The organism is Brevibacterium sp. 91QC2O2 (genome assembly GCF_024580695.1).
Taxonomy (GTDB): Bacteria; Actinomycetota; Actinomycetes; order Actinomycetales; family Brevibacteriaceae; genus Brevibacterium; species Brevibacterium moorei.
This window is the reverse complement of the sequence record NZ_JANIJY010000011.1, coordinates 50,107-71,658: the sequence shown is the minus strand read 5'-3', so window position 1 is coordinate 71,658 and position 21,552 is coordinate 50,107. Positions and strand designations below refer to the sequence as shown.

The window sequence follows — 21,552 nt, the reverse complement described above, 5'->3', positions numbered from 1 at the left end:
GTCCATCCGGACGGGGCCCAGTCATATGTTCGGCGGGACCGCTGCCGGCCCGCACGCTCAGACGCCGTCGCGCAGCGGCACCTCGATGACCGCCTCGGTCCCCCCGCCGGGGCCCGGCCGCCAGGTGATGTCCCCGGACAGATCGGTCTTGATCAGTGTCTTGACAATCTGCGTGCCCAGGCCGTTGCCGGGCCCCCCACCGGGAGGCAGCCCCACCCCGTCGTCGGAGACCGTGACGGTCAGCTGCTCACCGTGGCGCACCGGCCTGACCACGACCTCGCCGGTGATCGTGTCATCGGGTCCCAGCCCGTCCACCGGAAAGCCGTGTTCGACGGCATTGGCCACCAGTTCGTTGAGCGCCAGAGCCAGAGAGGTGGCATCGGCCGAGGAGATCGAACCGAACGATCCCTCCCTGCGCACGTGCACGCTCGCCTGTGCCGTAGCCAGTTCGGGAGCCATCTGCATGCCCTTGTCGATGATCTCGTCGAAGTCCACGGATGATTCGATGCCCTTGCTCAGCACATCGTGCACCGTGGCGATCATCTGCACCCGGCGCATCGCCTCACCCACCGCGGCCTTGGCCTCGGGGGACTTCAGGCGCCGTTCCTGCAGACGGAGCAGCGCGGAGACGGTCTGCAGGTTGTTCTTCACCCGATGGTGCATCTCGCGGATCATCGCATCGCGACTGAGCAGTTCGCGTTCCCGGCGCCTGACTTCGGAGACGTCGCGGACGAGCAGGATCGCCCCGGTGCGCACTCCGCCGCGTTTGAGTGGAATGGACCGCAGGGACACACTGATCCGGCCCTCTTCGATCTCCGCGCGCCACGGCGCCCGGCCCGTGAGCACCATCGGCAATGCCTCATCGACCTGGCGAACCTGGTCGATCAGCGAATCCACGACCTCGTTGAGGTAGCGACCCTCGATTTCACCGTCGTGGCCCAGCCGGTGCAGCACCGACATCCCGTTCGGCGAGGCATAGCGAACCCTGCCCTCGCGGTTGAGTACGAGCAGGCCATCGCCCACCCGGGGCTCCCCGCGACGCACCCCCGACGGCACATTCTGCTGGGGGAACTCGCCCTCGGCGATCATCGACAACAGCATCATCGCCGAGGACCGGTAGTTGCGTTCCAACCGTGAGGCGCCGATCCGGCGCCCCTCCTCTGTATGTCGGGTCAGCAGGGCGATCACCTGCCCTGCCCGCACCACCGGGATCGCCTCGGCACCGGCCAGGGCCGGTACCGTGTCGCCCGCAGCGACTATCGCCTTGGCGTCGACCGCCCGCTGCAGGAATCCACGTTCCTCCTCATTGGCCAGCGTGCCGACCTCGTCGTGCGGGTAGACCGTCGAGCCGGTGGTCGGCCGACAGTGGGCCACCACCCGGAACGCCCCGGCTCGATCGCCTTCCAACAGGGTGGGAACCCACAGCACCAAATCGGCGAATGAGAGATCGGCGATCAGCTGCCAGTCCCCCACCAGGAGGTGGAGCCATTCGACGTCCTCGGGGTCCGTCACCCCCTCCGCTGCCAGTTGATCGGTCAACAGGCTCATTCGCCGGCTCCACTGTTGAACCGGGTCGAGCGGACCAGCGAGCGCATCATCCGCAGCAGGACGGACAGCGGTGCCTGTCCGGCCTGTTCGAGGCCGAGCACTTCATCGGTGGTCGAGCGCACCGCGTCCAGGGCCGTCTGATTCTCCACCTGCCACTGGGCGATCCGCTCATCCGCCCGCTCCTCCGGGGTCGGGTTGGCCGATGTGGTGGTGCCCAGCACCACCAGGGCGATGGAGTGAACGGCCTGGTAGAAGTCATCGCGCAGCGCGCCGCGGGCCAGTGCCGACCAGCGGCTGGACCGGTCCAGCGCGCCGATGCTCACCAGCAGGTCCTGCCCGCGCAACAGGTCCGTCACACCGTAGTAGACCTCGGCCACGTCCCGCGCCTCCAGTCCCGTGCGCTCGGCGACGGTGGCGACATCCAGGAGGGCGAACTCGTCGAGCAGCGAGCCAGTGCGCCAGGCCAGGTCGGCTGGCACACCCGCGGCGATATAGGCCGCCGCCTGCTCTTCGACCGCCGCCCGGTCCGCACCGCGCAGCATCCCCTGCAGCTGGGGCCGCAGGCTGCGGACCACCGGCTGGAGACGCGCGATCTGGGCCGGCACGTCAATGGCCTCCGGAGAGAGGTTGAGCAACCAACGCGAGGCCCGGTCGAGCAGGCGCACGTATTCGTGCACGAGCTTGATCTGCACCTGGCTGGGAACGATATTGTCCAGGGCCGAGATCGTATCAAAGTGTTCGTCGAGGTCGAAGATCTCACTGACCGCTGCGAAGGTCCGCGCGATCTGCGGGATCTTGGCCCCCGTCTCCTCGATGATCCGGAAGATGTAGGTCAGGCCCGAGCGGTCGACCATCCGATTGACCAGGTGGGCCGTGGCGATCTCGCGGCGCAGCGGGTGTCCTGCCAGATCGGCCGCGTCGACGTCGAGGCCACTGGGGAAGTACGCTGCCAGGTCACCGGCCATGAACGACTCATCGGGCACCGTCGATTCCAGCAGGCTGGAGGCCGCGTGCATCTTCACATATGCCAGCAGTACCGCAAGCTCCGGCGAGACGTAACCGCCGCCGGATTCCCTGCGCCGGCTCATCGTCTTGGCGTCGGGGAGGAACTCCACTGCCGAGTCCAGGCCGGCGTGTTCCTCCAGGAACCGCTGCAATCGGATCAGCGCCCCGGTCATCGTGCGAGCCTCGTCGCGCCCTTCGCCCAACACCGCGTTCTGACTGTAGTTGTTCGCCAGCACCAGATCGGCGACTTCTCCGGTCTGGTCCAGCAACAGGGCCTCGCGCTGCTCCGGCCGGTACTTCCCGGCCCTGATCAGCCCGTCGATGAGCAGCTTGATGTTGACCTCGTGGTCGGAGGTATCGACACCCGCCGAGTTGTCCACGGCGTCGGTGTTGATCCGCACGCCGTGCAGTGCGGCCTCGATCCGGCCCAACTGGGTCGCCCCGAGATTGCCTCCCTCGCCCACCACGCGGGCCCGCAGCTGCGCTCCGGTGACCCGGATGTCCTCATTCGCCTTATCGCCGACCGCAGCATCGGATTCCCCCGTGGCCTTGATATAGGTCCCGATGCCACCGTTGTACAGCAGATCGACCGGCGCCTTGAGGATCCCGGAGATCAATTCCCCTGGGGTATAGCGGCCGGGGGCCAGGCCCAGGGCCGCGGCCGCCTCCGTACTCAACAGCACCGACTTGGCCGTGCGGGAGTAGACGCCACCGCCGGCCGACAGCAGGGACTTGTCGTAGTCCTGCCAGCTGGAGCGCGGCAGTTCGAACAACCGTTTGCGCTCGTCGAAGGCCGCCAGGGGCTCCGGGTCCGGATCGATGAAGATATCGCGATGGTCGAAGGCCGCGATCAGCCTGGTGTGCCGACTGCGCAGCATGCCGTTGCCGAACACATCGCCGCTCATATCGCCTATGCCCACCGCGGTGAAGTCCTCGCGGGATGTGTCCACGCCCAATTCGCGGAAGTGCCGCTCCACCGACTTCCACGCGCCGCGCGAGGTGATTCCCATGGCCTTGTGGTCGTAGCCGACCGAACCGCCCGAGGCGAAGGCGTCGCCCAGCCAGAAGCCGCGGGAGATCGCCAGTCCGTTGGCGATATCGCTGAAGCGCGCAGTGCCCTTGTCAGCGGCCACCACCAGATAGGTGTCGTCACCGTCATAGCGCACAACCGAGTCCGGGTGCTCCACGGTCTGCCCCGCCGGCCCCTGCACCAGGTTGTCAGTCAGGTCCAGCAGCGCCCCGATGAATTTCTCATAGGCGTGCTGCCCGGCCGCCGCCCAGGCGCTGCGGTCCACCGTCGGGTCCGGCAGGTATTTGGGCACGAAACCGCCCTTGGCACCGGTGGGCACGATCAGGGCGTTCTTGACCATCTGCGCCTTGACCAGGCCCAAGATCTCCGTGCGGAAATCGTCTGGCCGGTCCGACCAGCGCAGGCCGCCGCGTGCTACCTTGCCGAAGCGCAGATGCACGCCCTCGACCTCCGGCGAGTACACCCAGACCTCGATCGCCGGACGCGGCTTCGGCGCGAACGACAGCTCGGTCGGATGAAGTTTGAAGGCCAGTGTCTGTGGCAGGGTGTCGGGCCCGGCTGTGAAGGCATTGGTCCTGACCAGGGCGCGGATGAGCATGCGCATGGCCCTGACCAGGCGATCTGCGTCGAGCGTGGCGACCTGTGCCAGGCTCGCCTCGATGCGCTCTTCGGCCTCCGCCACCAGGCGCTCGCGCTCGGCGGAGTCGATCGCGGGATCGAACCGGCGGGTGAACAACGTGACGAGCAGGCCGGCCAGTTCCGGATGGGCGGTGAAAATGCCGGCCATGGTGCGTTCGCGCAGGGCCAGCCCGGCCTGGCGTAGATAGGCGCCCAGCGCCTGCAGTACCGTCAGTTCCGTCCAGCTCAGGCCCGCGATGATGAGGCTGTCGAGTGAACTCGTCTCCCGCAGCCCCCTCCACCCTGCGGCGAAGGCGCTCTCGATCCGAGCGAAGTCCTCGCGATCGACCGGTCGTGAGAACTCCAGGCCGAAGTCGTAGATGTAACGCTGAGTGCCGTCGGCCAGATCGATCCGATACGGCCTCTCGTCGAGGATCTGCGCGCCCAGATTCGACAGGTGCGGCACGATTGCCGACAGGCCGGCCGGGGCCAGACGGTACAGGGCAAGGCGCAGATGGTGCTCATCGGTACCCGGTTCCCGGTGCAGCATCACCCGCGGGGCCAGGTCCGTCACCAGGGTGTCGAACCGATCCACATCGGCCAGGGCCTGTTCCGGCGTCTGGTGCTCCCGGTAATCCGCAGGGAAGGCGTGTGCCCACAGCCTGGCACGCTCCGAGGCCGCTTGGGACAGCTTCTCGTCCGATGGCGCCAGCAGTTCCTCCAGGTCCTCGGACCAGGATCTCACGGCCGATTTGATGCGTTCGGCCACCACCTCCGGCGAGATGTCCGGCAGCATCTCATCGCGGCCGACCCGGGCGACGAAGTGCAGACGCGCCAGAATCGAGTCCGACAGCAGCACGTCGAAGTCGACGCTGTCCGCCCGGTACAGATCGCGCAGGACCGCCTCGACCCGCAGGCGCGAGGCCGTGTCATAGAGGTCGCGGGGGACGTAGACCAGGACGGAGACATAGCGTTCATAGGTATCGCGGCGAATGAAGACCGAGGACTCGCGCTTCTCCTGCAAGTCGATGACGGTCAAGACGATGTCGAGCACGTCCTGCGGTTCGGCTTGGAGCATATCGTCACGGGGGAACGATTCGAGGGCGCCCAGCAGTTCGGTCCCGGAATGGGAATCGCGCAGCAGCCCCGAGTGCTGCATGATCCAGGAGACCTTGGCGCGCAGCACCGGTACGTCCAGCACCGAGGCGTTGTACATGGGCGCGGTGTACAGGCCGACGAAACGACGCTCCCCGACGATCTCCCCTGCTTCGTCGAAGACCTTCACGCCCAGGTAGTCCATGAACCCGCGGCGAATGATCTGCGAACGGGAATTCGCCTTCGTCAGGACCAGCACGTGTGGGTCCCTGGCATGGGAGGAGACCGACTTCGACAGAGGCGAGACGGTGGTGTCGCGCAGGGCGCTGATGCCCAGTGCAGTGCCCTCGACGGGCTCCAGCCGGGTACTGCCCCCGGCTTCGACCAGGCGGTACTCGCGGTAGCCCATGAAGGCGAAGCGGCCGTCGATCCAGTCGAGGAAGTCGGCGGATTCGATGGCCTCGGCCGCCAGCTCGGGACGCGGGGCGCGCTCGCGCAGGTCAGCGGCCTGGGTATGGGCGCGCTCCGCCATCGCGGCCTCATCGGCCGCCGCTGCGCGGATCACCGCGATGATGTGCTCGAGCGCGCCGGCCAGCCCGTCGAAGGATTCCGGTGCGATTCTGTCGATGTCGATCAGCAGCCATGACTCGCGCCGCGGGATGCGGGCCTCTGGACTGTCCACCTCGGCCAGGGTCGGCAGGGCCTGCGTATCGGTGTGCAACAGACCCTTGCGGGCGACCGTGAATTGCTCGGGCGAAGCGGAGTCGCGCAGGGTGATGAGGGTGGGATGGTGCACCCGGCGGATCACATATCCGGTGGAGCTCAGCGCCGCGGTGACTGACGAGACGAGGTAGCGCACATCGGTGACCACGATCGCGATCCTGGTGTGGTTTCCCGTGTAGTCCGCATCGCCCGGTTCCGGATTGTGCAGTGACACAACCGGTGCGGTGCCGGTGAAACGCCGGGCCGTGCGCAGGTGATCCCAGGCGCAGCCGGCCATGGCCTTGGCGCCCAGGGCCTCGAATTCGTACCTGTCGATGCGGGGATAGTATTCGCGCAGGAAATCCTCCGGGGGTTCCTCCCCTGTGATCTCCTGCCATGCGGTCGCGAGCTGGGCCTGGTAGACCTCTGCCACTTCTTCTCCTCTATGGATCGGATTGTTCATCGTCGTTGATGTCCTCTCACTCTATCCCCGCGCAGGCCGCGGCGGGCCCCTGGGACGATGAGTCGATGAGCAGGGGGATCTCCGCGGCGTCATACCACAGCAGATCCGCGGACAACAACGTCTGAGCCGCCGTTTGAGCGTCCTGGCCGGCCACCGCGTCGATGGTCGCGGCCTCGTCCATATGGGCCGAGACGATCCGCGCGGATTCGATTCCGGGCAGGGCGTACGTCACGACGCCGGGATAGACACCCAGGGGCCGGTCCGCCGGCCGCACGCCCGCGTCCAGGGCGAGGATCACCCGCGGCTCTCCGGTGGTCAGTGCCGGATCCACGGCCTGGGCCGCCGCGACCTCGAAGGCGGTCCATTCCGCCTCCTCCCGCGCCTCGCCGCGCAGGCCGGTGTCCGCCGGCGCGAAGACCGTCACGGATGTGGTGGGCAGGGTTTCCCAGGCGGCTGCGAGGGCGCCGAGCGTGGTGGGAAGATAGCAGCGAATCGCTTCGGTCACGGGCATGCCCCCATTGTGTCAGAGGGATGTCACAAACGTGCTACGCGGCGCCGTCGGCCCCTGCCCTTTCGCACACCCCGCAGGCTGCGCCGCCGGGTGGCCGGGCGCGGCAGGCCGGGCATTTCGGTCAGCAGCGCGTCGATCGCCTCGACGAATGCGCTGTGCGGCGCCGCTTCGCCGATGCTGCGCCCGGCCAGCAGCGCCCGGTCCAGGTCCTCCCCCGCGGCAGGGAGGAAGCAGTATTGTCGAACACCGACGAACCGACTCAGGGTTGCGGATACGACGGACTGCGGATCGGGGCCGACGGCGGACTCCCTGACCTTGTTGACCACGATGGTCGCCCTGTCCGTCAGCTGTGCGAAGTCATCGGAGGTGACGAGATTGACCAGCCGGAGCAGCCCCAGCGGGTCGGCATTGCCGAGCACGAGGACGTGGTCGGCCGCGGCCAACACCGCCCGGGTGGCACCGTGGCGGTCGGAGTGCGGGTCGAACTCCTCCCCGTCGAGCCGGTCGGAGACGTCCACGACGGTCACCGCGGCGTGCGCGCGCAGTTCCTCGAGTACTTCTCCCAGCACGCCCGGTCCGACCTCCTGCCATCTGTCCGCCCGGCTCATCCCGGTGATCAGGCGCAGCCCGGGGGCCACACTGCTCAGCTGGGCGGAGACGGCCTCGGGAGCTGGTCGCCCGGAGCGCATCAACCGGCACAGTGCCGCGATCTGCGGAGCCTCGTCGAGCACCCCGAACAGGACCGCCTGGCTGGCCGCCACCGTGTCCGCATCGCACAGCACTGTCTCCCCGACCAAGGACAGGCGCTGCGCCAGAGCGGCGGCCACGGTCGACCGCCCCGGCGCCCCGGCAGTACCCCAGACCGCGATGATCGTACCCGTGCGCCGCGCCTCGGCCGGCTTTTGCGCCGGCCGCGGCGGAGCCACCACGCTGGCGGCGCTCGAACGGATCCGCGCCGCCAGGTCTGCGACGGGCAGGTCGAGCCCGGCCACCGGCAGGTCCCACCCCCGGAAATCGGCCTCCTGACCCATGGCCAGGATGTGCACCCCCGTGTGTTTGAGCCCGCGCACGACATCGGCGTCGAGACCGGGGAAATAACGTCCCAACAGCACGACTTGGCCCTCGCCGGCCGCTGCCAGGGCCAGGAGCTCGGCCTCATCTGCGGGACGAGCGATGACGGTCAGATCGGGCACCTCGCCCAGGCGTGCGACGACCCCCGCCTCGAACTCGGCATCGAGGGCGACGATGAGCCCGATCATGGCATCGCCTCTGTGGTGGCGGCCGGCACCGAGACCGCAGAGATCCGGTGGCCGGACGCCTGGGCGGCCAGGATCTGGGATAGTTTGTCCGTGGGCACGAAAACCTCCAGCCTGGCACCGGAGGCCTGCGCGAAGCCACCGGCCGAATGGTCTGCGTTGACCACGTCGATGCCGGAGAGAATCTCCTTCGGCTCGACCGTCTCCGCATCGGAATCGGCTGCCCAGATGTCCACTCTGCTGCCGGCCGTCACCGCCTGCGGCAGACTTTCGGACAGGTCGAGGCTCAACAGCCGGCCCTGCAACTGCTCCTGTGAGCCGAGCTGGCCCGCGGGAACCAGCTCGCCCGCTCCCACCGATCTCAGGACCGTGGAGCCGATGGGTGCGGCATCGTGCGCCGACAGATAGGCCCCGGCGTTGCCCGGCAGGCTGACCTCTGTAGCGGTCAGATCGCCTTCGGCGAGCACAGCGCCGGGGACCAGAACGTGTGCGGCGGCCCAGACCCGCGTCGTCTGCGCCGCCTGTCTGACGATGAACCAGGTGCCCAGCACGCTGGCCAGGACCAGGACCACGCCAATCAGCACACGGGGATCGCGGAGTCGGGGTCGAGAAAAACGGGGAGTTCCATGGGAAGCCACGATCTTTCCTTTCATCTTACTGTGGATAGTGGTTAAATGTAACAAACAGCGTTATTCGATAATGTCAGTCGGCAAAGGAACTTTCATTGCGAGTTGCGCGTATCCTAGTGAATGGAGGGGTCCCCCATGGTGGTTGAAACACGCTTCCTGCCGCTGACCGATGTCGCGGAGGTACTCAACGTCTCCGCCGCCCAGGCCAGGGCACTGGTCCGATCCGGAGAACTGCGGGCCATCAAAGTCGGCGGCCGCGGACAGTGGCGGGTGGAGAAGACGGAGCTCGAGGACTACATCCAGCGGATGTACCGGGAGACCCGCTCCGCAATCGAATCGGGGGCAGCGGACCTGTAGGCTCACAGCAGTTCCTGGACGAAATCAACTGCGGGCAGCGGGATCACCTGATGGTGATCCGCTGCCCGCAGTTGCATATAGTCCCCGCCCACCGCAGCGATCCTCCCCTCGACCACCAGTCCGCCGACCAGGGCGATGCGCACCGGAACACGGCGTCGGCTCAATTCCCGCAACGGTGAGGCAAGGGACAACGCACTCAACAGATCCGCCGGTACCCGACCCCGGACCGGCACCCGCAACAGCTGCACCGCGCGCAGCGCGACGAGCAGGCGTGCGGGCGTCTCCAGCGCCAGCCACCCCTCCCCCTGATCGACGAGTGAGCCTGTGAACACATGGCCCTGCACGGTGACTTCGATCCGGGTGCCCAGCAGTCCGGCCACTCGCTCGACCAGACCATGATCCGCATACGACTCGTGCATCAGGTCCGGCACCTGGGCCAGACGGTCGGAACGCTCTTCAGCGTCGATACGGGCCTCGAGATCCGCGAAAACGCGCTCGAAGCGGTTCAACTCGTCCATGTGTTCATCTTGCTATACCGAACGTGTGATGACAAGCACATGACTTCCAAAAAATCTATTGACACTGTTTGATGCTGTTTGCAATAGTTATGGCAATTGAAAACCCCTTGCTAGGAGTAGCCATGCGACGACTGCTGACATGCTCGATCGTTCTGCTTCCGCTCGTTCCACAGGCGATTCTGTTTAACCTTGCGCCCGGGCTGATAGACGAGTTGCGGTCCGGCGATATCGCCGCAGGCCTCGTGCTCGTCCTCTCCGGCCTGGGCTGCCTCTACGTCCTCACCATCCAGCTGGCCCTGTGCCTAGCCGGCCTGGCCCGGCTGACCGACGTCCTGCACCTGCCCGGTGCGCCGACGCTGCGCAGGGCCGCCTGCACCCTGAGTCCCAGAATCGCCCGCGTCGCCCTCGCCGGCGCGCTGGGGACGGGACTCGGTGCGGCAGCCCTGCCGGCTCAGGCCGCGATGCAGACGGAACCCGACTCGCCCGTGCCCAGTGCCGGCTCGCCCGGCTGGCCCACCTCCCGGACCGATCCGGGCTGGCCAACCACGGCGGCGCCACAACGGCCGGAGAACACCGCCACCGGCTCGTCGTCACCGCCGCGCGCAGAGTCGACTGCAGAGTCACCTATTCCGCCGCGGGACCGGCCGAAGAATGCTCAGGGCCCTCTCCCCGACGCGCCGCAGAGCTCCCCGGCCGCCCCGGAACGGACCTCCCAGCATGCAATCGTCACCGTCGTCCGCGGGGACAACCTCTGGTCGATAGCACGCGCGCAGCTGAGCGCCCAAGGAACCGAACACCCCACGACGGCTCGGCTAGCGAAGCAGGTCGATCACATCTACAGCCACAATAAGAGCCTTATCGGCTCCAACCCCAACCTCATCATGCCCGGTCTTCGATTGGAGATGCCATGACCATCCAGCTCGACGGAGTCCAGGACCTGCCCCGCCTGCGCGGCCCCCGGCCGGCACCGTCCCGCCGTCGCCCGGCTCCACCACCGGTGGCCCAGCCGGCGGAACCGCGTGCCCCGATCGACTCCGAACTCGTGGCCCGTACCGCCCGATCACTGGCGATCGCCGCCCTCGAGGTCTCCTGTGGACTACGCCGGCCTGCCACCATCGCCCGCTGGGTCGACCCCGAACTGTTCGCCCGACTGTGCCGGCAAGCGGCGCTGCGCGAACGCCTAGTGGGATCCGGTGGACCCGCCACCCGGGTCCTCGGAGCCGGAGTCCCCCGGATCTGTAGACTCTCACAGACCGTGGCCGAGGCCGCGCTGGTGGTCGCGACCTCCCGCCGTCATCGCGCACTCGCCCTACGGCTGGAGCTGATCGCCGACCGCTGGATCGCCACTGCCTTCTCCGGCCTGTGAGGACGCGGGTGCGCTACTTGCGCTTCTTGGCGGCCCGGCGTTCCGCCCTGTTCTGCGGAGCCTGCTGCGTCTCATCGTCTTCGGAGGACTCGACCGCATCACCATCGGGCCCCGAGAGCAGCAGCGGCTGCTGCTTGCGCTCGAGCTCGGCCGCACCCACCTCATAGGTGTCGTCACTGGGGTCGTCCAGATCCTCACCCGGGTCCACGGTCACCGTGACCTCCAGCTTGTTGGTCATCCGCACGACGTCCTCCTTGATGCCGTCCTGCATCGCGGTGAACATCTCGAAGCCCTCGCGCTGGTATTCGACCAGGGGGTCGCGCTGGGCCATGGCACGTAGACCGATGCCATTCTTCAGGTAGTCCATTTCGTAGAGGTGGTCCCGCCAGCGCTTGTCGATCACCGACAGCATGACACGGCGCTCCAGTTCGCGCATCGCTCCGTCGCCCAGGGCAGCCTCACGTTTGTCGTACGCCAGGTCGGCGTCCGACCCGATCTCCTTGACCAGCTTGTCCCGGCTCAGATTCGCCTTGGAACCGACATCGGCGATCAGGTCGTTTTCATCGATACTGGGATCGTAGAGATCCGACAGCGCGGTGAACAGTTCGTCGATCTGCCAGGACTCGGCCGGTCCGTGGGTCGCCGCGGTGATGTACGACTCGATGACCTCCGTACGGAAGGCCGCAACCTGGTCCTTCATATCCTCACCGTCGAGCACCTTGCGGCGTTCGGCGTAGATGAGTTCGCGCTGGCGGTTGAGCACGTCATCGTACTTCAGGACGTTCTTGCGCTGCTCGGCGTTGCGCTGTTCGATCTGGGACTGCGCTGAGAGGATGGCGCGGGAGACCATCTTCGATTCCAGGGGCACATCATCGGGAACATTGGCGGTCGCCAGGATGCGTTCGGCCGCGCCGGAACCGAACAGCCGCATCAGATCGTCGGTCAGCGACAGGTAGAACCGGGATTCGCCGGGGTCGCCCTGACGCCCGGAGCGGCCGCGCAGCTGATTGTCGATACGACGCGACTCATGGCGCTCGGTGCCCAGAACGTACAGGCCGCCCGCCGCACGGACGTCCTCGGCCTCGGTCTCGACGGTTGCCTCTGCAGCGGCCAGGACCTCCGGCCAGACCTCCTCGTAGCGCTCGGAATCCTCCTGCGGATCCAGGCCGCGCGACTGCATTTCGGCCACCGCGATGAATTCCGCGTTGCCTCCGAGCATGATGTCGGTACCACGGCCGGCCATGTTCGTCGCAACGGTCACCGCGCCCGCACGGCCGGCGAGTGCCACGATTGCGGCCTCGCGCGCATGGTTCTTCGCATTGAGAACCTCGTGCGCAATGCCCCGCTTGGCCAGCTGCTGGGATAGGTACTCGCTCTTCTCCACGCTGGTCGTACCCACCAGAACCGGCTGACCGGATTCGTGGCGTTCGGCGATGTCCTCGACGACCGCGTCGAATTTCGCCACTTCGTTCTTGTACACGAAATCCGCCTGGTCGATGCGCCGCATCGGCTTGTTCGTGGGGATCGGCACCACACCCAGCTTGTAGGTGGACATGAACTCGGCGGCCTCGGTCTCCGCCGTGCCGGTCATGCCGGAGAGCTTGCCGTAGAGGCGGAAGTAATTCTGCAGGGTAACGGTCGCCAGGGTCTGGTTCTCCGCCTGGACCTCGACGCCCTCCTTGGCCTCGATCGCCTGGTGCAGGCCCTCGTTGTACCGTCGGCCCTTGAGGATGCGGCCTGTGTGCTCATCGACGATGAGCACCTCTCCGTCGAGCACGACATAGTCCTTATCGCGCTTGAACAGCTCCTTGGCCCGGATCGCGTTGTTCAGGAAGCCGATCAGCGCGGTGTTCTCCGGATCGTACAGATTGGCGATGCCCAGGTAGTTCTCGACGCGTTCGATCCCCGGTTCCAGCACACCGACCGTGCGCTTCTTCTCGTCGACTTCGTAGTCGCGTTCGTCCTTGAGCCGCTTGACCACATTCGCGAACTCTCCGTACCAGCGGTTGGCATCGCCGTCTGCGGGACCCGAGATGATCAAGGGAGTCCTGGCCTCGTCGATGAGGATCGAGTCGACCTCGTCGACGATGGCGAAATTGTGCCCGCGCTGAACCATCTCCTCGGGCGACCAGGCCATATTGTCACGCAGGTAGTCGAAGCCGAATTCGTTGTTCGTGCCGTAGGTGATGTCCGCGGCGTACTGCTTGCGCCGCTGGTCCGGGCTCATCGAGGACAGGATGCAGCCGGTGGTCATGCCCAGGAAGCGGAAGACACGACCCATGATCTCCGACTGGTAGCCGGCCAGGAAGTCGTTGACCGTGACGATGTGCACGCCCTTGCCGGCCAGGGCGTTGAGATAGGCCGGGGCAGTGGCGACCAGGGTCTTGCCCTCACCGGTCTTCATCTCGGCGATATTGCCCAGGTGCAGGGCGGCCCCGCCCATCAGCTGAACGTCGAAGTGACGCATTCCAACAGTGCGCGCCGAGGCCTCGCGGACCGCGGCGAAGGCCTCCGGCAGCAACGAGTCCAGGGACTCCCCATCCGCGATCCTCTCGCGGAACCGATCGGTCTCCTCGCGCAGTTCCGCATCCGTCATGCCCTCGAATTCGTTTGACAGGGCGTTGATCGCATCGGCATAGTTGCGCAGCTTCTTCAGCGTGCGTCCTTCGCCCATGCGAAGCACCTTTTCGAGGATATTGGCCACGGTTCTCCTTGTTACATCACTCAGGTCTTCTGTCCATCCCGGCTCCGCCGGTTCTCCAAGGCACTACTCTAACGCGTCGCACCTGAGTGTTGCCTCACTCGCCCACCGCTTGGCCGCACACACGCAGGCGCCCCGCCTCCTGTTCAGGAGGCGGGGCGCCGTGGCGATTCCGATTTCCGGAACCCGGATCAGTCGGCTGCGACCAGCGATTCGTCGAGGGCGATCACACCATAACTCCAGCCGCGCCGCCGATAGACGACCGATGGCTTCTGCGTGTGCACGTCGATGAAGAGGTAGAAGTCGTGACCGACCATCTCCATTCGGTTGAGGGCCTCGTCGATCGCGATCGGGGCGGCGGGGAAGGTCTTCTCGCGCAGCACCACGGGCGATTGGCCCTCTGCCGGCACCCGGCCACCCGTCTGGTCGACGGTCGCCTCGTCGAGGCCGGTGTCGTCCCTCTGGTCGAGCAGGGGTTCTTTGACCTCCAGCCGGCTCAGTGCCTCCGCTGTGGATTCCGCCCTGTGCTTGCCCTGGCGCGAGACCTTCTGGCGGTCGCGGGCCCGGCGCAGGCGCTCGAGCAGTTTCGCCCAGGCCAGGTCGAGGGCTGCGTACTTATCGGAGGCGCAGGCCTCGGCGCGCAGCACCGGGCCCTTGGCAACGACGGTGATCTCGACACGTTCCGAGGTCTCCGGATGCTTCACATTGCCGTCGTGGGTGAGAACCACTTCGACCCGCAGAGCGCGCGGGGCGAGCTGTTCTACCTTGGATACCTTGTCCTCGACATGAGCCCGGAAACTGTCCGAGACGTTCAGGTGACGACCCTTGACCACGATGTCCATGCTGTTTCTCCTTTGATCCCTGAGGGATTGGCGACCCCGCCTTGGGCGGCATCGGGATGATCCGCGATCCGTTCCGTTCGGGGTGTCTCCATTACATACCAGCCGCGGTATCCCGGTGTGCGGCATCGCCGGTAATTGCCAAAACCGCAATGGAATCAACCTGGATTTGCACACGCCCGAGCGCGCGGGCCGCTTCGGCCAGGGTCGCTCCGGTCGTACAGATATCGTCGACGAGGACGACGACCGGCCGCAGCGCGACGAGCCGTCTGGCAGCGGCCGGATCGGCCACTGCGTGTGTGCCGCGGACATTCGCCCGCCGGCCCCTGCTGCCCTGGCCCACTTGATCGCGGTGGGCGCCTCTGACCCGCAGCAGCTCGCCCACCCGGGCGTCCAGCCCGTCCGCACCCAGCAGACGGCAGGCCGCCCCGGCCAAGGCCGCAACGTGGTTGCCCCCGCGTTCGCGCGCGCTCCTGGCACTTGCCGGGACCGGCACCAGCACCAGGCCGCGCGCCGGCTCGACGCCTGCTGACTCCGCCAGCGCCGCCACGATCGTGCGCGCCAGTACGAGGCCCAGCACGGGAAGGACATCGCGCCTGTCACGGGCCTTGTACGACACCAGGACCTCACGCAGCACTCCCGTGTATTCTCCCGCCCCACAGACACGCTGTGTCCCATAGCGGGGCAGGCTCCAGCGGGGCGGGCTATCCAGATGGCTCAGACACACCCCGCACAGGCTCACGGTCTCCGCCCCGCAGCCCGCACAGGTCGGCGGCAGGAGGAGTTCGGCCAATTCGCTCCACAGTCCCACCCGACCAGCATGATCGGCCCAGGACGCACCCACAAGCCCCTGGCCCGGCTGTGACCGGCGGTCACCCGGCTGTGGAGCGCCTGTGCAGCAGTCCCGCGGGCAGGCTCAGCCGGGGAACGCCGGCTCATAGGACTTGATGCCGACGAGCTTCTGCCAGGCGCCCCCCTGATAGCTGTACACGTCGCCGGCTCTGGTGCCGATGCGCATCGAGCGCAGGTCCGTGCCCGCACTGATCGAAGTGCCCTCGGACACCGAGCCACGTGCGGCGAACATTCCGGAGGACGACAGGGTGTAGGGCTGCAGATCCCCACCGGACTCCAGTGCGGCCAATGCCACAAGCGTGTCGGTACCGGCCCAGGACACATCGCGCAGGTCGGAGAACGACTCGCCCGCCGACAACGGCGCGTCCCCGGACAACTCCCGCGGAGCCTGATCCGAATCACGGACGATGCCGATATAGTCCAGGCGGCTGTCCGCCTTCGAGCCGGTCGATAGGACGACCAACCTGGACCCGTCCCGCGAGACCCGCACCGCCGTCACGGTCCGCTTGGACAGGAAACCGGCCTTGAGCGTCTTCATCTCCCCGTCGGGCCCGACCACCTTGAGCCGGCCCGTGTCCGACTCGGCCGTGTAGAGCCAACCGAATCGATCGAAGCTGGGGGCCGCCAGTGAGCTTCCCCTGACGACCACTGTGTCCTTCCGGCCCCCCACGGTCATCCGATGAAGTTCGCGCTCTCCCGCGGCCAGGTATGCGAAGACCCGGCCGGTGTAGTCCCTGGCCGGATTCCCAGCGCCCTTCTTCGGTGCGGGCAGAGGCAGAGACGAGGTCCGGTCCCCGCCCAGTTCCACCAACCGTCCGTCCTGCAGGACGACGGGCCTGCCGGGTACCTCGACCTCGGTGTTGGGCAGATTCGCGGTATCCACGTCCTCGGGCATCCCCGCACCCGTCACCGTCACATCGCGCACCGAGGGCATCGACTGCAATGACAGCGCCACGGTCTTGGCCAGGCGCTCGGCATCGCGCGCGCTCAACTGAGGGTCCCCGGACAGTTCGACCGCGGCGTCTCCGTCGGAGACGCTCAGGGATCCCACTCCCAGCTTGCCGCGCCCCGAGCCCACGGCGGGCACGACGGCGCCCTTGAGATAGTCGGCGGGACCCGCCAATAGATCGGCCACCAGTTCCCGGCCGGCCGAGCCACTGCGCAGGTACCAGCGGGTGTCGGGTACCGCATATTTGAAGTCGGGGGTGTAGTAATACAGGGAATGGGCCTGGAACATGCTGGAGAAGTTCGCCGGAGTCACCACGATGCCCGCCGGCATTTTGGAGATCCGCCATTCCCCATTGACCTGCCGCAGGGTGAACTTCACCGTGCGCTCCGAGTCGGCGGCGGCTTCCCGGTAGACCCGTGTCGAATCGATATGGGCCTGCACCGGCAGGGTCAGACTGACGGTCTGCGAATCGCTGGTCACCTCGGAGTTGATGGAGTCGAGGCTGTGGCCCGATTTGAGGACCCAGACGGACTCCAGGGGTTCCCAGGAAGCCGCCAGATCGTCGGTCAGGAAAGACCTGGCCACGGCGAAGTTCGAGGCCGAACCGGTGCCGGCGGCCAGGAATCCACGCACGATCTGGTCCTGGCTGGCCCCTGTCACGGGGCCGTCGGGATCGATTCTGACCTGACCCGGTTCGCTGGAATCAACGTCGATCTGCCCGATCGGACCCGAGCGCGGAATCGAAATACAACCCGTGAGCAGCAGGAGTAGGCACAGAGCGCCGGCAAGCGCTGCGGGCACCCGCGTGCGCCCTGCCCGGGTAGCACTCATGACCGGTCTCCTTCCGCCGCGGGCGGGGTGCCCGGGGCCTGATCGAGTTCGACGACGATGGGGATGCTGCCGGTCTGCACGCGCACCGACCCATCGCTGGTGGCAGGTCCCGCAACGAGTGCCGCACCGCTGATGAGGGCGTCGGCAGGGGGCAGCGGCAACGGCGAGGACACGATGTCCTCCCCCTGCCTACGGGGCACGGTCAACCGGAAGCAGGACCCCTCCCCGACTCTGCCCCAGGCCTGGAGCCAGCCGTTGTGCAGGTGCGCGTCCTCCAGTGAAATCGCCAGGCCCAGCCCGGAGCCGCCCAGGGTGCGTTTGCGCGATGGATCGGCGCGCCAGAACCGGTCGAACACGTGCTGGACCTGTTCGTCGTTGAGGCCCACGCCGTGGTCGCGGACGCTCACGGCCACCGCCTCCGCATTGGATCCGACATAGACCTCGATCGGATTGCCCTCCCCGTGTTCGATGGCGTTGACGACCAGGTTGCGCACGACCCGGGTGACACGGATCCGGTCGATCTGGGCCATCACCGGTTGGCTGGGCGCGCGCAGGCCCAGCTGCGAACCACTGCGCGCTGCCAGCACCCCTACCGATTCGACGACGCCGCGGACCACATCGGTCAGATCCGCCGAAGTCGTGTTCAGAGCGGCGGCGCCGGCATCGTAGCGCGAGATCTCCAACAGATCGGCCAGGAGGTCCTCGAAGCGGGCGACCTGGCTTTCGAGCAGCTCGGCCGAGCGTCGGGTCGCCTCGTCGAAGGTGTCGCGATCGTCGTAGATCATGTCCGCGGCGATCCGGATCGTGGTCAACGGGGTGCGCAGCTCATGAGAGACGTCGGAGACGAACTGCTGTTGCAGGGTCGTCAATTGTTCCATGCGCAGGATCTGGTCCTGCAGCGATTCGGCCATATCGTTGAAGCTCTGGGCCAGGGTAGAGATCTCATCATGGCCGATCACCGGCATACGCTGGTCGAGGTCGCCGTCGGCGATCCGGCGGGCCACATCCGCGCCCTGCCGTACCGGTGTGACGACCATCCGGGTGACGACCCAGGAGATGGCGCCGACCAGGACCACCAGGACCAGGGCCGCTACCAGCAGAGCGCGCTGGACGAACTCCAGGGTGTTCTGCTCGTCCTGCAGGTCGGCCACCACGTAGAGTTCGAACTGGCCGGCGGCGGGAATCATCACCTTCTGCGCGATGACCAGGCCGGGCGAGCGTTCGGCGCCTGGCAGCGCGATCGGCTGGTAGAGCTGCTGGCCGTCGGTCGAATCGTACACTCTGCTGCGGAAGTCCCCCGGCAGATCGGCCGTGCGCACCGGCTCCTCGCCATAGGGCGAGGTGGAGATCGATTCGACGCCGTCATCGCGCCTGCCCACGGGTTCCAGATTGATCGAGCGCAGTGCCATCGGCGAGCGCGAGACCATCGAGCGCAGCTGGGTGTTGAGACTGTCGAGCAACTGATCCGTATCGTCGATGCCCGACAGGGCCCCCAGTTCCTGACCGTAGCCGACGGTCTGCGCGGAGGCCGAGCTGAGCTTCGCCTCGTAGAGTCCGCGCGCGATCTGCTTGGACATGTACGTCCCAACGCCGAAGATCGCGATGATCGTCAACACGCTGGTCAACACGACGATGCGCAGCTGCAGGGATCTGGCGAACACCCCGGCGATGCGCTTATAGGAGCGGACCAGCCTTTGGCGCGTTTCGCGCAGACCACCCCGCCCGGCGCCACCGTCGTGGGCCCGGCTCACGCGGAATGACCGGCCTTGTAGCCCACACCGCGCACCGTGACGACGATATCCGGCTTCTCCGGATCACGTTCGATCTTGGCCCGCAGGCGCTGCACGTGGACGTTGACCAGGCGGGTGTCCGCCGCATGGCGGTAACCCCAAACCTCTTCGAGCAGTTGTTCACGGGAGAACACCTGCCAGGGCTTGCGCGCCAGGGCCACCAGCAGATCGAATTCCAGCGGGGTCAGCGAAACGGGCTTGCCCGCGCGCGTGACGTTGTGCCCCGGCACGTCGATCATCACGTCGGCGACGTGTAGGACCTCGGGCGCAGCCGGCTCGCTCATCCGCAGCCGGGCACGGACCCTGGCCACCAGTTCCTTGGGCTTGAAGGGTTTCGCGACGTAGTCGTCGGCGCCCGATTCGAGCCCTGCGACAACATCGACGGTATCCGATTTGGCAGTCAACATGATGATGGGGACACCGGATTCCGCCCTGATCTCCCGACACACCTCAAGCCCGTCCTTGCCCGGTAACATCAGGTCGAGCAGGATGAGGTCGGGCTGGTTCCTGTGAAAGGCATCGAGGGCGCCATCGCCCGAGGCCCAGAAAGAGGGTTCGAAACCCTCACTCTGCAACACGATGCCGATCATTTCCGCCAGGGCGGTGTCGTCGTCGATCACGAGAATCCGGTCATTCATACCCTTATTGTCCAACATCCCGCGCCCGCCGCGCACTCCGACCCGCCAGGGACCATGCGGGCCGGGGCCGCAATCAGGCCCGGATCAGCTCGAGGACCCGCTGTGTGAGGTCCTGTGTGCGTTCGACGCTGGGGGTCTCGCAGTTGAATCTGACCAGCGGCTCAGTGTTGGATTTGCGCACATTGATCCAGAAGTCCTCGCCCTGCAGCGTCACCCCGTCCATGCGGTCCAGGTCGCCGCGACCGAAGTCCCCGGCCGCGGCGGCCGCGGCGAAGTTGTCCAGAACGGCGTCGGGTTGTGCCACCCGGGAATTGTGCTCCCCGGAGAGTTCCGCCGGGGCGAATTCGGCGAGCAGTTCGCTCAGGGTCTTCTCCGTGCGTTCGAGCGCTGCGATGATGTGGGCGGCGGCCAACATCCCGGAGTCGGCACTGAAGAAGTCGCGGAAGTAGAAATGGGCCGAGTGTTCGCAGGCGAAGATGCCGTTCTCCCTGCGCATCGTCTGCTTGATGCCGGAGTGGCCCACCGGGGTACGGACCGCTCGACCGCCGGCGGCCTCGATGGCCCGCGCCACCGACCGGGAGGTCAGCAGATTGTGCAGCACCGCCGGGTGTTCCTCACCCAGGCCGCGGACGCGGGCGATCTCCCTGGTCGCCACCAGCGCTCCGATCGCCGAGGCCGAGGTCGCCCTGCCCGTCTCATCGATGAAGAAGCACCGATCGGCGTCCCCGTCGAAGGCCAGGCCGATGTCCGCTCGCCGTTCGACCACACCGCGCTGCGCCCAGGCCAGGTTCTCCGGTTCCAGCGGGTTGGCCGGATGGTTGGGGAAGGTGCCGTCGAGTTCCGTGAACAGCCCGATCACTTCGTGTTCGAGCTCGGGGAGCCCTGCTGCCGCGCCGAAGACCTCCGGCAGAAGTTTGCCGGCCATGCCGTTTCCACAGTCGGCCACGATCCGCAGCCGCCGGCCCGTGCCCAGACCCGTCAGGCCCCGGATCCGCTGCGCATAACCCGTGGCAAGGGCGGTGGCGGAGGAAGGATCGGGGTCCAGCGGACGTGGGTCCGCGGGGACCACTGCTGCGAATGCGGCGGCGGCGATTCGGTCGAGGCCCGAGGCCGCCGACATTCCGGCGGCGCCGGGTCCACAGAACTTCACCCCGTTGTAGTCCTGCGGATTGTGGCTGGCCGTCACCATCAGTCCGGGTACTTCCCAGGCCCCGGACGCGTAGTACAGCTGGTCGGTCGAACACATCCCGACGTATACCGGCCGGCTGCCGGCGGCCACGACACCGGCAGCCAGCAGACCGGCGTAGTTCGGGGAGTCGACTCGCATATCGCTGCCGATGACCACGGAGCCCGCCCCGTGCAGTTCGCGCATCACCTGCGCCGTGGCCATGCCCAGGGCCACCAGGAGATCCGCGTCGAGGTCGAGGCCGACCCGGCCGCGGATGTCATTGGCCTTCAGACTGCGCTCCAGACGCGCAGCGCGATCGCTCCGAATGCTCATTCGTCCCCTCCGATCAGACGCAGGCGGGGCCTACCAGTACGCGGCGGGACCGGTGGTTGGGGCCTGGGTGCCGCCGCCTCGCGCACGGCATCGGCGATGGCCAGCAGATCATCACGGCTGCGCTCGGGGACCTCGGCCCCGCCGTCGAGCCGGATCAGCTCCCAGCCGCGAGGGGCGGTGAGCCGATCGGCGTGGTACTGGCACAGATCATGGGCGCCCGGTTCCGCTCTGACCGATAGCGGGCCTATCACCACACAGGCGTCCGCGTGGACATAGGTCAGCGTGCGCGAGGCCGCGCGGGAACAATTGGTCTTCGAACAGGTTCTTACTCCGGGCACACCGGAAGTCTAGTA

17 protein-coding genes are annotated in these 21,552 nt (G+C 67.0%); 3 read left to right on the top strand and 14 right to left on the bottom strand.

Features of this window, described 5'->3' with window-relative positions; translation table 11 throughout:
- Positions 1-57 precede the first annotated feature (57 nt).
- Genes NQ036_RS09665 through NQ036_RS09645 form a run of 5 tightly spaced genes read right to left on the bottom strand, consistent with a single transcriptional unit; the run spans position 58 to position 8,812 of the window.
- A complete protein-coding gene (locus tag NQ036_RS09665; RefSeq protein ID WP_257048679.1) occupies positions 58-1,548 on the bottom strand; it encodes a sensor histidine kinase in 1,491 nt (496 codons plus the stop codon).
- Positions 1,545-6,431 carry an NAD-glutamate dehydrogenase gene (locus tag NQ036_RS09660; RefSeq protein WP_257048680.1) on the bottom strand — a complete coding sequence of 1,629 codons (4,887 nt, stop codon included), beginning with the start codon at positions 6,429-6,431 and terminating at the stop codon, positions 1,545-1,547. Before NQ036_RS09660 ends, NQ036_RS09665 begins: the two co-directional genes overlap by 4 nt.
- Positions 6,432-6,477: 46 nt before the next feature.
- Complete coding sequence (locus NQ036_RS09655) at positions 6,478-6,972, bottom strand: hypothetical protein (RefSeq protein ID WP_257048681.1); 495 nt, start codon at positions 6,970-6,972, stop codon at positions 6,478-6,480.
- A 23-nt stretch (positions 6,973-6,995) separates the two neighbouring features.
- Positions 6,996-8,231: a hypothetical protein gene (locus NQ036_RS09650; RefSeq protein ID WP_257048682.1), complete on the bottom strand. Its 1,236-nt coding sequence runs from the start codon at positions 8,229-8,231 to the stop codon at positions 6,996-6,998.
- Positions 8,228-8,812, bottom strand: a complete 585-nt coding sequence (locus tag NQ036_RS09645) for an SAF domain-containing protein (RefSeq protein WP_257048684.1) — start codon at positions 8,810-8,812, stop codon at positions 8,228-8,230. Before NQ036_RS09645 ends, NQ036_RS09650 begins: the two co-directional genes overlap by 4 nt.
- 180 nt (positions 8,813-8,992) lie before the next feature.
- On the opposite strand from NQ036_RS09645, the gene NQ036_RS09640 reads away from it, so the two are divergent.
- A complete protein-coding gene (locus NQ036_RS09640; RefSeq protein ID WP_257048685.1) occupies positions 8,993-9,214 on the top strand; it encodes a helix-turn-helix domain-containing protein in 222 nt (73 codons plus the stop codon).
- A 2-nt stretch (positions 9,215-9,216) separates the two neighbouring features.
- On the opposite strand, the gene NQ036_RS09635 is transcribed toward NQ036_RS09640, so the two are convergent.
- Positions 9,217-9,732 (bottom strand): hypothetical protein, encoded by a 516-nt coding sequence (locus NQ036_RS09635; protein ID WP_257048686.1) that lies wholly within the window; start codon positions 9,730-9,732, stop codon positions 9,217-9,219.
- 122 nt (positions 9,733-9,854) lie between these two features.
- Here NQ036_RS09635 and NQ036_RS09630 point away from each other — a divergent pair, with 122 nt between their 5' ends.
- A complete protein-coding gene (locus tag NQ036_RS09630; RefSeq protein ID WP_257048687.1) occupies positions 9,855-10,643 on the top strand; it encodes a LysM peptidoglycan-binding domain-containing protein in 789 nt (262 codons plus the stop codon).
- On the top strand, positions 10,640-11,098 hold the full coding sequence (locus tag NQ036_RS09625; protein WP_257048688.1) for an Rv3235 family protein: 459 nt from the start codon (positions 10,640-10,642) through the stop codon (positions 11,096-11,098). Before NQ036_RS09630 ends, NQ036_RS09625 begins: the two co-directional genes overlap by 4 nt.
- A gap of 13 nt (positions 11,099-11,111) precedes the next feature.
- Here NQ036_RS09625 and secA read toward each other — a convergent pair whose 3' ends face one another.
- The 8 genes from secA to NQ036_RS09585 all read right to left on the bottom strand — a co-directional run bounded on the left by secA (position 11,112) and on the right by NQ036_RS09585 (position 21,537).
- Positions 11,112-13,802 carry a preprotein translocase subunit SecA gene (gene secA / locus NQ036_RS09620; RefSeq protein WP_257048689.1) on the bottom strand — a complete coding sequence of 897 codons (2,691 nt, stop codon included), beginning with the start codon at positions 13,800-13,802 and terminating at the stop codon, positions 11,112-11,114.
- 188 nt (positions 13,803-13,990) lie between these two features.
- Positions 13,991-14,641 (bottom strand): ribosome hibernation-promoting factor, HPF/YfiA family, encoded by a 651-nt coding sequence (hpf, locus tag NQ036_RS09615; protein WP_257048690.1) that lies wholly within the window; start codon positions 14,639-14,641, stop codon positions 13,991-13,993.
- 91 nt (positions 14,642-14,732) lie between these two features.
- Complete coding sequence (locus tag NQ036_RS09610) at positions 14,733-15,449, bottom strand: ComF family protein (protein ID WP_257058511.1); 717 nt, start codon at positions 15,447-15,449, stop codon at positions 14,733-14,735.
- Positions 15,450-15,554: 105 nt separating this feature from the next.
- The gene (locus tag NQ036_RS09605; protein WP_257048692.1) at positions 15,555-17,270 is read right to left on the bottom strand and encodes an LpqB family beta-propeller domain-containing protein; all 1,716 of its coding nucleotides are present in this window, start codon (positions 17,268-17,270) and stop codon (positions 15,555-15,557) included.
- The gene (mtrB, locus tag NQ036_RS09600; RefSeq protein WP_257048693.1) at positions 17,267-19,021 is read right to left on the bottom strand and encodes an MtrAB system histidine kinase MtrB; all 1,755 of its coding nucleotides are present in this window, start codon (positions 19,019-19,021) and stop codon (positions 17,267-17,269) included. The genes NQ036_RS09605 and mtrB overlap by 4 nt, the downstream gene beginning before the upstream one ends.
- Entirely contained in the window at positions 19,018-19,698 is a 681-nt protein-coding gene (mtrA, locus tag NQ036_RS09595) for an MtrAB system response regulator MtrA (RefSeq protein WP_257048695.1), read from the bottom strand. The genes mtrB and mtrA overlap by 4 nt, the downstream gene beginning before the upstream one ends.
- A 73-nt stretch (positions 19,699-19,771) precedes the next feature.
- Complete coding sequence (gene manB, locus NQ036_RS09590) at positions 19,772-21,199, bottom strand: phosphomannomutase/phosphoglucomutase (RefSeq protein ID WP_257048696.1); 1,428 nt, start codon at positions 21,197-21,199, stop codon at positions 19,772-19,774.
- Positions 21,196-21,537: a DUF3499 domain-containing protein gene (locus NQ036_RS09585; protein ID WP_257048697.1), complete on the bottom strand. Its 342-nt coding sequence runs from the start codon at positions 21,535-21,537 to the stop codon at positions 21,196-21,198. The genes manB and NQ036_RS09585 overlap by 4 nt, the downstream gene beginning before the upstream one ends.
- Positions 21,538-21,552: the final 15 nt, after the last annotated feature.

Coding starts and splice junctions, on each gene's coding strand:
- mtrA (WP_257048695.1), bottom strand. CDS start 19,698: ATGAATGACCGGATTCTCGTGATCGACGACGACACCGCCCTGGCGGAA.
- NQ036_RS09665 (WP_257048679.1), bottom strand. CDS start 1,548: ATGAGCCTGTTGACCGATCAACTGGCAGCGGAGGGGGTGACGGACCCC.
- NQ036_RS09625 (WP_257048688.1), top strand. CDS start 10,640: ATGACCATCCAGCTCGACGGAGTCCAGGACCTGCCCCGCCTGCGCGGC.
- NQ036_RS09640 (WP_257048685.1), top strand. CDS start 8,993: ATGGTGGTTGAAACACGCTTCCTGCCGCTGACCGATGTCGCGGAGGTA.
- NQ036_RS09630 (WP_257048687.1), top strand. CDS start 9,855: ATGCGACGACTGCTGACATGCTCGATCGTTCTGCTTCCGCTCGTTCCA.
- manB (WP_257048696.1), bottom strand. CDS start 21,199: ATGAGCATTCGGAGCGATCGCGCTGCGCGTCTGGAGCGCAGTCTGAAG.
- NQ036_RS09605 (WP_257048692.1), bottom strand. CDS start 17,270: ATGAGTGCTACCCGGGCAGGGCGCACGCGGGTGCCCGCAGCGCTTGCC.
- NQ036_RS09635 (WP_257048686.1), bottom strand. CDS start 9,732: ATGGACGAGTTGAACCGCTTCGAGCGCGTTTTCGCGGATCTCGAGGCC.
- NQ036_RS09655 (WP_257048681.1), bottom strand. CDS start 6,972: ATGCCCGTGACCGAAGCGATTCGCTGCTATCTTCCCACCACGCTCGGC.
- NQ036_RS09650 (WP_257048682.1), bottom strand. CDS start 8,231: ATGATCGGGCTCATCGTCGCCCTCGATGCCGAGTTCGAGGCGGGGGTC.
- hpf (WP_257048690.1), bottom strand. CDS start 14,641: ATGGACATCGTGGTCAAGGGTCGTCACCTGAACGTCTCGGACAGTTTC.